We start from the raw sequence: 10,687 nt of genomic DNA, 5'->3' as shown, positions 1-10,687 counted from the left end.
GACGCCTCCCTCAGTACGTCGCCTACAGAATCACACACCAACCCGACGCCGCAACTCACAGATGAGTCATCGACGCAACGAAAAGATGTGTGCATCCCCTAGCCACTTCCGTGGGGCGAGGAACCCAAGCTGGAATAAAGCCGCGCTCCGTCAGCCTCTCTGTCCTGTCGAACATCGTCCACTTAAGGCGAGATCGGATGCCGCTTCAGCATTCGCCAACACTCTTGCCGATGTACAGCGATTTCCCAACAGCCTAATCTGCACCGAGCCGAAACAGGGGAGAGGGCGCTTGGGCGAGCAAGATCCGAACGAAGAGCCGATCGAGACAATTTTCCGCAACGGCACAATCACCACCGTCGGCATCCTGCTGGCGTTCTCGCTGGGCTTCATCACGCATTGGGCCGCCAACCCGATACCGTGGGAAATCTATCACCTGGCCGCCGTCGTGCCGATTTTGATCGGCATTGCCCTGCAGATACGAGCGCTGCGGTTGCTGCTCGACATAACGTCTCTACAACGGCGCGTTTATGAACGCGCCAATCGTATCTTCATTGCCGGCCTCATCTTCACCGCCTGCGGAGTTGGGCTGGCGATGCTGCTTGATTTCTACGACCTATCGACCAAGAGCGCGGTGCCCGGGGGCTAGCTCTGGCCATCCTGGCAGATGTCGCACCATTCGGCGCTGGTCAGCGCTGCCATGCGCTCGGCTCGCTGCCAAGGCCGGGAGGGGTCGGCAGGCCGCCGATCATCCTCGTCACCTCCGCCGCCGCATCGTGCACCAGCGGGCCGATCTCGGCCAGCCGTTCCGGCGTGACCCGTACTGTCGGCCCGGAGACCGAAACGCCGCCGATCGGCTCGCCGAATTCATTGAAGATGGCGGCGGCAACGCAGCGCATGCCCGGATGCCGCTCCTCGTCGTCAACCGACCAGCCGCGCAGCTTGATCGTCACCAGGTCGCGGGCGAGCGCCGAGATGTCGGACAGCGTATTTTCGGTGAAGCGCTCCAACCCGGCCCGGCGCAGGATGGTGGCGACGCGCTCCGGCTCGAGATGCGCCAGCACCGCCTTGCCGATGCCCGAGGCATGGAAGGGGCTGCGCGTGCCCGGCCGGAAAAAGGCGCGGATCGCCTGGTGCGTCTCGACCTGACTGACGAAGACGACGCAATCGTCCTCGGCGACGCCGAGATTGGCGGTCTCGCCGGTCTTCTCCATCAGTTCCTGCATGACGATACGGGCGCGGTCGACCAGCTTGCGGCGGCGCAGGAACGCCGCGCCCATGCGATAGGTCTCGACGCCGATCGACCACAGCTGGTCAGGGCCGTCGAACTCGACCATGCCGTGGTTTTCCAGCGTCGTCAGCATGCGGTAGGCGGTGGATGCCGGCAGACCGGAACTGGCGGCGATCTCGCTCAGCGACAGGCCACTGCCATCGGCGACGATTGCCAGGATGCGCAGCGCCCGGTCCAGCGACTGCACCGAGGCGGCCTCGGCCGGCCCGTTGAAGGCGCGCGGCCGGCCGCGCTGGCGTTTTTCGGTGGTCTCCATCGGGCCATTCTTCGCTCTGTTCGCCCAACAAGCAATGAAAAAGTTTTTCACCGATTTGCCAAGCGAATTCGTGGAAAACAGAAAGTCAAATCAATTCAACTCACAAGAGCCGTTTTCTAGAAATGAAAAAATATTCTGAAAAAATTGAAAAATCATTGGTGCGCTGGCATCATAGGCTATCAACAATTCCGTGGAGGCTGACATGGCCAGGATGCGCGCAGTCGACGCAGCGGTTCTCGTTCTCGAAAAGGAAGGCATCTCCTGTGCCTTCGGCGTGCCGGGTGCTGCGATCAACCCGCTCTATTCGGCACTGAAGGCGAGGGGCAGTATCCGCCACATCCTTGCGCGTCACGTCGAGGCGGCCTCGCATATGGCCGAAGGGTTTACCCGCGCCAGATCGGGCAATATCGGTCTGTGCATCGGCACTTCGGGTCCCGCCGGCACCGACATGATCACCGGCCTCTATTCGGCCGCTGCCGATTCAATTCCCATCCTCTGCATCACCGGGCAGGCGCCGCGCGCGCGTCTCAACAAGGAGGATTTTCAGGCCGTCGACATTGCGGCGATCGCCGCACCCGTCGCCAAATGGGCTGTTACCGTCATGGAACCCTATCTGGTGCCGATGGCGCTGCAGAAAGCGTTCCATCTGATGCGCTCGTCGCGGCCGGGGCCGGTGCTGATCGATTTGCCTGTCGATGTGCAACTGGCCGAGATCGAGTTCGATATAGATGCCTATGAGCCGCTGGTGCCGTTCAAGCCGGCAATGTCGCGCGCTCAGGCCGAGAAGGCGTTGACGATGCTGAACGCGGCGGAAAAGCCTGTCATCGTCGCCGGCGGCGGCATCATCAACGCCGATGCGTCCGATCTGCTGATCGAGTTCGCCGAGGTCACCGGCGTGCCTGTCATTCCGACGCTGATGGGCTGGGGTGCGATCCCCGACGACCACCGCCTGATGGCCGGCATGTGCGGGCTGCAGACCTCGCACCGCTATGGCAATGCCACGATGCTCGAAGCCGATTTCGTTTTCGGCATCGGCAACCGCTGGGCCAACCGCCACACCGGTTCGATCGACGTCTACACCAAGGGTAAGAAATTCATCCACGTCGATATCGAGCCGACGCAGATCGGCCGCGTCTTCGCGCCGGACCTCGGCGTCGTCTCGGACGCCGGTGCGGCGCTGAAAATGCTGCTCGACGTCGCCACCGAGTGGAGGACGGCCGGAAAATTGCGCGACTGGTCGGGCTGGGCCGGCGAATGCCGGCAGCGCAAGAAGACAATGAAGCGCAAGACCCATTTCGACCAGGTGCCGCTGAAGCCGCAGCGCGTCTACGAGGAGATGAACAAGGCGTTCGGCCGCGACATCACCTATGTCACCACGATCGGCCTGTCGCAGATCGCCGGGGCGCAGTTCCTGCACGTCTACAAGCCACGCAACTGGATCAATTGCGGCCAGGCCGGCCCGCTCGGCTGGACGCTGCCGGCAGCGCTCGGTGTTCGCGCCGCCGATCCGGACCGCACAATTGTGGCATTGTCCGGCGACTATGATTTCCAGTTCATGATCGAGGAACTGGCGGCCGGCGCACAGCACAGATTGCCCTACATCCATGTCGTCGTGAACAATGCCTATCTCGGCCTGATCCGCCAGGCGCAGCGCGGCTTTTCGATGGACTTCGAAGTCAGCCTGGCCTTCGAGAACGTCAACCGGAAAGACGAGCCTGAGGCGGGCTACGGCGTCGACCACGTCGCCGTTGCCGAGGCGATGGGCTGCAAGGCGGTCCGGGTGCGCCGGCCGGGGGAATTCGCCGGTGCCTTCGAAGAGGCAAAGCGCCTGATGAACGAGCACCAGGTTCCGGTGGTGCTCGAATTCATCCTCGAGCGCGTCACCAACGTTTCGATGGGTACCGAAATCGACAAGATCACCGAATTCGAGGAGCTAGCCGAACATCACGAAGATGCCCCCACGGCGATCGTCATGCTCGATTAAGCCGCATATGAGGAACTACTGCCATGCCACGGTTTTCAGCCAATCTTTCGATGCTCTTTGGCGAGCATGACTTCCTCGACCGCTTCGATGCCGCCGCCCGCGCCGGCTTCAAGGGCGTCGAGTATATCGGCCCCTATGACCATGCGCCGGATGTCGTCGCGGCCAGGTTGAAGAAGAACGGGCTGACGCAGGTCCTGTTCAACCTGCCTGCCGGCGACTGGGCCAAGGGCGAGCGCGGCATCGCGATCCTGCCCGACCGCATCCCGGAGTTCCGGCAGGGCATTGCCAAGGTCGTCACCTATGCCCATGCGCTCGGCTGCGAGCAGGTCAACTGCCTCGCCGGCATCGCGCCGCAAGGCGTCGATCGCTCCGTGCTGGAAGACGTCTTCGCCGAAAATCTGGCTTTCGCGGCCGAAAAGCTGGAGCAGGCCGGCATCAGGCTGCTGATCGAGCCGATCAACACCCGCGACATTCCGGGCTTCTTCCTGAATTACTCGGACCAGGCTCTGGCCCTGATCGACCGCGTCGGATCGAAGAACCTGTTCCTGCAATACGACATCTATCACATGCAGATCATGGAGGGGGATCTCGCCCGTACCATAGAGGCAAACCTCAACCGCATCGCGCATATCCAGCTTGCGGACAATCCCGGCCGTCATGAGCCGGGGACGGGCGAGATCAATTTTCCTTTTCTGTACAACCACATCGACCGCATCGGCTATGCCGGCTGGATTGGCGCGGAGTATAAGCCGAAGGCGGGGACGGATGCCGGACTGGGGTGGTTCCGGGACCTGGCCGGGCAGGGCAGCGCGGCGGCGTAGCGGGCAAGAGAGGCCCCCTCATCCGGCCGCTGCGCGGCCACCTTCTGCCCGCTGGGGAGAAGAGGCTGGCACCGGCGTTCGCGATCTCTTCTCCCCTCGGGGAGAAGGTGGCCCGAAGGGCCGGATGAGGGGGCGTTTCACATAGTCACTTGGAGAAAAACATGGAAACCATCGGCTTCATCGGCCTCGGCATCATGGGCGCGCCGATGGCGGGGCATCTGCTAGACGCCGGTTATCAGGTCGTCGCCAGCGACCACCGCTCGAAGCCGCCGGCCGATCTCGTCGCCAAGGGCCTGAAGACAGTCACCGGCCATGATGCCGTCGCGCGCGCGGCCGACATCGTCATCACCATGGTTCCCGACACACCGCAGGTCGCCGATGTGCTGTTCGGCCAAAACGGCGTCGCGTCCGGCCTAACAAGAGGCAAGCTGGTCATCGACATGAGCTCGATCTCGCCGATCGAGACCAAGGAATTCGCAAGAAAGATCAACGATCTCGGCTGCGACTATCTCGACGCGCCGGTGTCGGGCGGCGAGGTCGGCGCCAAGGCGGCTTCGCTGACCATCATGGTCGGCGGTGAGGAAAAAGCCTTCGAACGCGCCAGGCCCATCTTCGAGAAGCTTGGCAAGAACATCACTCTGGTCGGACCGAACGGCGTCGGCCAGACCACCAAGGTCGCCAACCAGATCGTCGTCGCGCTGACCATTGAGGCCGTCGCCGAAGCGCTTGTTTTTGCATCGAAAGCCGGCGCCGACCCGGCCAAGGTCAGGCAGGCGCTGATGGGCGGGCTCGCAAACTCGCGTATCCTGGAAGTGCATGGCGAGCGCATGATCAAGCGCAGCTTCGCGCCGGGCTTTCGCGTCGAACTCCACCAGAAGGATCTCAATCTGGCGCTGGAAGGCGCGAAGGCGCTTGGGGTAGCACTACCCAACACCTCGATGACGCAGCAATTGTTCAACTCTTGCGCGGCGAACGGTGGAGCAAAGGAAGACCATTCGGCACTGGTCAGGGCACTGGAGCGGATGGCTGGTCACGAGGTTGGGTGAGAGTGAAGTGAATTAGTCTGCAATACCTTCGATGGGCCGACTTCGTTCGACCGCATAGCGTATGAGATCGGCAAAACGTTTCAGAAAATCTTTGGATTCCTCCGACATTCCTTCAGTTCGCACAAGTGCCTCAACTTGCTTGGTCAAGGAAGGTAGGGATTCGATCGGAAGAGTGACGTCCTCATAGAAATCCGAATTTCAGTATGAGTTCAAACGCGTTTTGGTTTGCGATTGACACGATTTCATGATGCGCAGAGGGACCTACCGATACGCATCGATCGATATGTCCATCTGGATTGAGAACGGCAAAATCCAATGACATGCATTGCGCCCTATTTGCCGCGCGCGAACCACCGCCTCGCCGCATAAAGGCTCACCGCCGCGGCATTCGAGACGTTGAGCGAACGAATGGCGCCCGGCATGTCGAGGCGGGCCAGCGTCGTCACCGTCTCGCGCGTCTTCTGGCGCAGGCCTTTGCCCTCGGCGCCCAGCACCAATGCGATCTTCTCTCCCGAAAAGCTCGTTTCGAGCTCCGCCGGACCGTCCGAATCCAGCCCGATGGTCTGGAAGCCGGCCTCGTGCAGCTGCTCCAGCGCATCGGCGAGGTTCTTCACCTCGATCTGGTCGATATGCTCGAGCGCGCCGGAGGCCGACTTCGCCAGTACGCCGGATTCCTGCGGGCTGTGGCGCGCCGTGGTGATCAATGCACCGGCGCCGAAAGCCACCGCCGAGCGCAGGATCGCACCGACATTGTGCGGATCGGTGATCTGGTCGAGCACCAGCACCAGCCTGGTGTCGCCGAGCGCATCGAGGCGTTTCGGTTTCAGCGGCTCGGCCTCGATCAGCACGCCCTGGTGCACGGCATCCGAGCCGGTGACCTTGTCGATGTCCCTGGGTTCGACCAACTCCGCCTTGAAGGGCAAAGCGCCAAGGTCGGCGATTGCCAGCCGCTCGGCAGCGTTGCGCGTCACCAGCATCTTCTTGATTTTTCGGCGCGGATTGTCGAGTGCGGCCCGCACCGTGTGCAGCCCGTAGAGCCGCACCAGCCCATCCGCCGGGTTCTCGCCGGGCGGCACCGGCTGGCGTGGCCTGAATGCAGGCGCGCCACCGCTCTTCTCGTCGCGATGCGCGCGGCGCAGCTTGGCGTAGTGGGTGTCTTTAGGGGTCTTGGATTTGTTATCGTTGCTCATGGCCGGCTTCTATAGCTGTGTCGTCCGGCCATGGATACAGCCGCATAAGCTGCTTGTCGGGCGAGGCGTGAGATTCAGCGCTTTTTGCCGGACTGTTGCGGTTGACAGTTTTGGGCGCTGCCGCCATAAGGCGCTTCGCGGAAGGGCTGCTTTGGCAGCCGCGACGCGTCGATGCCTCGTTGCATGGCTCCGGCGGCAGACTGGAGAGGTGCCCGAGTGGTTAAAGGGGACGGACTGTAAATCCGTTGGCTATGCCTACGTTGGTTCAAATCCAACCCTCTCCACCACTGCCGGCCCGGAAGCCCTGAAACGCAGAGCGAGCGTCGGAGCGGATCCGATGCTTGACTGAAAGGCGCGGGTATAGCTCAGTGGTAGAGCAGCAGCCTTCCAAGCTGAATATGCGGGTTCGATTCCCGCTACCCGCTCCAGATTTCCCCCAAGCCGCGGCGCACCTCGCGCACGATGCCGAAGCAGGCAGCCCCAAGCGAAGCGCTTTTGCCGATAGTTCAAAGTATTCGTTGCGCGTCCAGACGGACGCGCATCTTAATCTGTGTTATCGTTGTCCCGAACCGCAGGCGGCGTTGGGCGACAGGCGTCAGCTCGCGAATTTGCTGAATATGGACGCGAGCTGGTTCTGCTGCGGCACTTGCCCGTTCGGCGTCAGCTGGTCGACAAGCCCGGGCAAGGCCGCGGACAATTGCTTGAGCAGATCCTGCTGGTTTAGGCCCGTCCTTTGCGCGATCTCCTGAATGATTTGTGGCCCGAGAGCACTGCCCAGATCGCTGGGGTTGATCGGCTGGTTCTGACCGGTACCGACCCACGAATTGGCAACGTTGCCGTGGCCGGCGTCCTTCAGTTTGTCGAGCAGGCCGCCCAGACCGCCGAGCAGGCCGCCATCGGCGGATGCGGTTGTATCAGGCGGGACGGGGGCAGGGCTTTGCGCTGCCTCCGTCTGGGCGGAACTTCCACCGCTCAGCATTTTTCCCACCAAAAGTGCGCCGAGCGCGATCATCAGCGGCTTGGCGACGTTGCCGCCGGGAACGGCATTGTCAAACAGTCCCATTGTGGATCTCCATGTCAAATTGCCCGTCCATCTCCAACAATGACGCATCCATGGCGAATTTCAAGCCGGTTTGAGCTTTCCGTAATCATGATTTTCAAGTTGGCTTGAGCTTTGCTTAATAATGTGGAAGTAATCGGGTGCGGGGAACGGAGAGGAAAAATGTCAATATTAAGCTGGATTATTCTCGGCGTCATCGCCGGCTTCATAGGCAGCAAGATCGTCAATAAAAGCGGGCAAGGCCTTGTGCTCGACATCGTGCTCGGGATTGTCGGTGCCATCGTCGGCGGGCTCATCTTCAGCGCCTTTGGCGCGTCGGGCGTTACCGGGCTCAACATCTATAGCCTGATCGTAGCCGTGGTCGGTGCGGTGGTTGTCCTGTGGGCCTATCACCAGTTCAGCGGCAAGAGGGCTCTGTAGAAGCCGTCCGGCAGTTGCGTCGGCATTCGGGTGAATGCCGACCGCCTATCTGATCCTTTTGAGGATTTCGCGGATCAGCGTGTTGAGGCCGGCTTCCAGCCCTCTCACCATGATCGGCCATAATTCCTCGAGCAGTCGCTGCCATGCGGCATCGCGCCCAATCCTAACCGGCAGATTTGGCATCGCGCCAATTGCCGCCGTCACGTCCCGGCGCAGCCGCTCGCCACAGGCGCTTGCGCCGCTGATCGTCGGATCGAAGGGCAGCCGGGTGAAATCCCATTTTCCGCGCTGCTCGATGCCGAGATTGCTCTCGACTTCGGCATGCGACAGCACCGTTTTGGGCGTGACCTTGATGCGGTAGTATTTGCAGAGTTCGGCGACGACGGCGGCCATCGCGTCCCACTGCGCCCTGGTCATCGGATAGCGGCCGGCATCGAACGGCCTTTCCTCCGCCCCGGCCATGCAGCAGAGCGAAACCCCGATCGAGCCGCCGTTGCAGTTGAGCGTGTGCGCGGCATATCCCGGTTTTACCCGGCTCGAATTGAGCGCGATCGAAGGCCGGCCCCTGACCAGGCGGCCATTCCCCTCGACCAGTATGTGATACGCATCCCTGTCGGTATCGCCGGCCGAATGCGAGCCGGCCGTCCAGTGGCAAATGACGCGCCTCATCGCACCATTGGGCAACCAGTCGGGCGGCAATGCCACAGAAATCTCCGCGACATAGGTTCAGTGACGGAGCACAGTATAGTTTCCTTGGCGGCGGACGCGAAAACGAAACGATAATTTGGTTGAGCGTTTTCTAACGGTCAGCTATTCGCCGGCATCTCCGGCGACCGCGTGTTCTCTGTATTGCGGCAGATCGTCGGTGATCGTGAACCACTTCGCCTTGGAGCCGACGAAGATGTGCTGCGTCGGCCGGATGGTCGGCTCGTCGACGAGACTTCCCATGGCGACATGCACGAAGGCACCGTCGCGGACCACCGAATAGAGCAACGAGCCGCAAGTCTTGCAGTGCGCGTCATGGCCGGTGTCGTCGCCGAAGATCATGAGATTGTCCTCGCCCCTCGCCAGGCTCAGCCTGTCGCGCTCGATGCCGGCGAATGGCTTGAAGGCCGAGCCGGTGGTGCGCCGGCAGTTCGAGCAGTGGCAGTTCGCGGCATAGACGAACGCGTCCGCCACCGCGTACTGAACGGCGCCGCACAGGCACTTTCCGATAAGCCTGCGGTTGCGTGAATTCTGGTTGTCATCCGGGCTTGCCACGCGCTCCTCCTATTGTGCAGGCCGATTTCAGTTTCAAGCGACGACGGTCAACCGGCGCTTGCGCTCGTCGAGCGAGACGATGGTCAACCCGCTGGCCACCACCAGCAGGATGCCGCAGATGGCCAGCGCATTCGGGAGCTGCCGGAAAACCACCAGGCCTGAAATCACCGCCCAGACGGTAAAGCAATAGTAGAACGGCGCTACCACGCTGGTCGGCCCGACGCGATAGGCCATGAAGATGAAGAAGTGGCCGAAGATCAGGAACAGTCCGGCGCCGCCCATCAGCAGCAGGTGACGGATTTCAGGCACCACCCACTGCTCGGAAAGCAAATGAGCTGCCCCGGCCCCCGCGAGCACGACAATCACCGCGGACATAGCGACGACCATTCCCGGCACGTCGGCGGCGACCTTGCGTCCGGCCAGATCGCGCGCCGCGGACAGGGCTGCATTGCCTAGCGCCAGCAGGGCATAGACCGAAATCCCCTGCATCGTCGGTTGTGCCACCATCACCGCGCCGATAAAACCAAGGCCGATCAGCGCCAGGCGCACCCCGCCGATCCGTTCGCCAAACAGCATCGAGGAGCCGACCAGCATCAGCAAGGGCGTGATCTGTCCGAGCGCGGTCGAATCGGCGATCTGCATGTTGGCGAGCGCCACCACGTAGCAAAGGATCGCACCCAGTTCGAGCAGGTTCCTGCGCAAAACCTTGGCGTCGAGGATCAGCGGGATCTGCTTGCCATAGCCCAGCATGAACAGCAGCGGAATGCCCCACAATGTTGCCGCAGCGCCGCGCAGGAACAGCACCTCATAGGGCGGCAGTCCCGCGGTTGCGAGTTTCATCATCGTGTCGTTGACGATGTAGGACCCGGTCGAAACGACCATGAACAGCGGGCCTCGTATGGCAGTCGGGATGAAATGCATCGGCCCACGAAATCAGACCGGCGCCAGGGCGGCAATGGGCCAGATCCGGCTGTAAATCCGGCAAAGCCGTCAGCCGCCGCCGTAACCATTCCATTTGCCCTTGTTCGTTCCTATATCCGCGCCACATTCTCCGAAACCGGATCACGCGTTCGGGCCGGGCGAGCGCGCTCGGCGACAAGGCACTTGTGTTTTTCGGCCTTAGTCGCTAATCGCCCCGCATTCGACTGAACTGAAGGTCCAGGCCGTCCCCAGGCCGTCCAAGGAAAGAGACTATGGCAAAAGGTAAATTCGAGCGCACTAAGCCTCATGTGAACATTGGCACGATTGGTCACGTCGATCATGGCAAGACGTCGCTGACGGCGGCGATCACCAAGTATTTTGGCGAATACAAGCGCTACGACCAGATCGATGCGGCGCCCGAAGAGAAGGCGCGCGGCATCA

General features: G+C 61.8%; 12 protein-coding genes and 2 tRNA genes. 8 read left to right on the top strand and 6 right to left on the bottom strand.

Annotation, left to right across the window (positions count from 1 at the left end; genetic code table 11):
- The first annotated feature begins 289 nt into the window (after window positions 1-289).
- Complete coding sequence (locus NKI25_RS35410) at window positions 290-646, top strand: hypothetical protein (protein WP_023680424.1); 357 nt, start codon at window positions 290-292, stop codon at window positions 644-646.
- 40 nt (window positions 647-686) lie between these two features.
- On the opposite strand, the gene bhcR is transcribed toward NKI25_RS35410, so the two are convergent.
- Window positions 687-1,544 (bottom strand): HTH-type transcriptional regulator BhcR, encoded by an 858-nt coding sequence (gene bhcR / locus NKI25_RS35405; protein WP_023680425.1) that lies wholly within the window; start codon window positions 1,542-1,544, stop codon window positions 687-689.
- Window positions 1,545-1,746: 202 nt separating this feature from the next.
- On the opposite strand from bhcR, the gene gcl reads away from it, so the two are divergent.
- From gcl to NKI25_RS35390, 3 genes are all read left to right on the top strand, one after another.
- Entirely contained in the window at window positions 1,747-3,528 is a 1,782-nt protein-coding gene (gene gcl / locus NKI25_RS35400) for a glyoxylate carboligase (protein ID WP_352570927.1), read from the top strand.
- A 23-nt stretch (window positions 3,529-3,551) separates the two neighbouring features.
- Window positions 3,552-4,349 (top strand): hydroxypyruvate isomerase, encoded by a 798-nt coding sequence (gene hyi, locus NKI25_RS35395; RefSeq protein WP_023680427.1) that lies wholly within the window; start codon window positions 3,552-3,554, stop codon window positions 4,347-4,349.
- 161 nt (window positions 4,350-4,510) lie between these two features.
- Window positions 4,511-5,395 (top strand): 2-hydroxy-3-oxopropionate reductase, encoded by an 885-nt coding sequence (locus tag NKI25_RS35390; protein WP_352593848.1) that lies wholly within the window; start codon window positions 4,511-4,513, stop codon window positions 5,393-5,395.
- Between the two features lie 332 nt (window positions 5,396-5,727).
- Here NKI25_RS35390 and NKI25_RS35385 read toward each other — a convergent pair whose 3' ends face one another.
- Entirely contained in the window at window positions 5,728-6,585 is an 858-nt protein-coding gene (locus NKI25_RS35385; RefSeq protein ID WP_352593849.1) for a TrmH family RNA methyltransferase, read from the bottom strand.
- Window positions 6,586-6,787: 202 nt separating this feature from the next.
- Here NKI25_RS35385 and NKI25_RS35380 point away from each other — a divergent pair.
- Window positions 6,788-6,872: transfer RNA gene (locus NKI25_RS35380), tRNA-Tyr, on the top strand.
- Between the two features lie 67 nt (window positions 6,873-6,939).
- A tRNA-Gly gene (locus tag NKI25_RS35375) sits at window positions 6,940-7,013 on the top strand.
- A 167-nt stretch (window positions 7,014-7,180) separates the two neighbouring features.
- Here NKI25_RS35375 and NKI25_RS35370 read toward each other — a convergent pair.
- A complete protein-coding gene (locus tag NKI25_RS35370) occupies window positions 7,181-7,648 on the bottom strand; it encodes a YidB family protein (protein WP_352578225.1) in 468 nt (155 codons plus the stop codon).
- Window positions 7,649-7,807: 159 nt separating this feature from the next.
- On the opposite strand from NKI25_RS35370, the gene NKI25_RS35365 reads away from it, so the two are divergent.
- Window positions 7,808-8,065: a GlsB/YeaQ/YmgE family stress response membrane protein gene (locus tag NKI25_RS35365; RefSeq protein WP_023717513.1), complete on the top strand. Its 258-nt coding sequence runs from the start codon at window positions 7,808-7,810 to the stop codon at window positions 8,063-8,065.
- Window positions 8,066-8,110: 45 nt separating this feature from the next.
- Here the strand turns inward: NKI25_RS35365 and NKI25_RS35360 are convergent, their stop codons facing one another.
- From NKI25_RS35360 to NKI25_RS35350, 3 genes are all read right to left on the bottom strand, one after another.
- A complete protein-coding gene (locus tag NKI25_RS35360) occupies window positions 8,111-8,770 on the bottom strand; it encodes a peptidoglycan recognition protein family protein (protein WP_352593850.1) in 660 nt (219 codons plus the stop codon).
- 105 nt (window positions 8,771-8,875) lie between these two features.
- Window positions 8,876-9,325, bottom strand: a complete 450-nt coding sequence (locus NKI25_RS35355) for a GFA family protein (protein ID WP_353000781.1) — start codon at window positions 9,323-9,325, stop codon at window positions 8,876-8,878.
- 33 nt (window positions 9,326-9,358) lie between these two features.
- On the bottom strand, window positions 9,359-10,246 hold the full coding sequence (locus NKI25_RS35350; protein WP_352787449.1) for a DMT family transporter: 888 nt from the start codon (window positions 10,244-10,246) through the stop codon (window positions 9,359-9,361).
- A gap of 272 nt (window positions 10,247-10,518) precedes the next feature.
- Between NKI25_RS35350 and NKI25_RS35345 the strand changes: the two genes are divergently transcribed.
- On the top strand, window positions 10,519-10,687 hold a 169-nt coding region (locus tag NKI25_RS35345), incomplete at its 3' end, for a GTP-binding protein (protein WP_352541456.1).

The sequence above is a fragment of the Mesorhizobium sp. M0808 genome (assembly GCF_040320025.1).
In the GTDB taxonomy this organism is placed as follows: Bacteria; Pseudomonadota; Alphaproteobacteria; order Rhizobiales; family Rhizobiaceae; genus Mesorhizobium.
The sequence above is the reverse complement of the archived record's forward strand: the minus strand, read 5'-3'. Positions and strand labels throughout refer to the sequence as shown.

Excerpts from the sequence above, each read along its gene's own strand:
- bhcR (WP_023680425.1), bottom strand. The coding sequence starts at position 1,544 with ATGGAGACCACCGAAAAACGCCAGCGCGGCCGGCCGCGCGCCTTCAAC.
- gcl (WP_352570927.1), top strand. The coding sequence starts at position 1,747 with ATGGCCAGGATGCGCGCAGTCGACGCAGCGGTTCTCGTTCTCGAAAAG.
- hyi (WP_023680427.1), top strand. The coding sequence starts at position 3,552 with ATGCCACGGTTTTCAGCCAATCTTTCGATGCTCTTTGGCGAGCATGAC.
- NKI25_RS35390 (WP_352593848.1), top strand. The coding sequence starts at position 4,511 with ATGGAAACCATCGGCTTCATCGGCCTCGGCATCATGGGCGCGCCGATG.
- NKI25_RS35385 (WP_352593849.1), bottom strand. The coding sequence starts at position 6,585 with ATGAGCAACGATAACAAATCCAAGACCCCTAAAGACACCCACTACGCC.
- NKI25_RS35370 (WP_352578225.1), bottom strand. The coding sequence starts at position 7,648 with ATGGGACTGTTTGACAATGCCGTTCCCGGCGGCAACGTCGCCAAGCCG.
- NKI25_RS35365 (WP_023717513.1), top strand. The coding sequence starts at position 7,808 with ATGTCAATATTAAGCTGGATTATTCTCGGCGTCATCGCCGGCTTCATA.
- NKI25_RS35350 (WP_352787449.1), bottom strand. The coding sequence starts at position 10,246 with ATGCATTTCATCCCGACTGCCATACGAGGCCCGCTGTTCATGGTCGTT.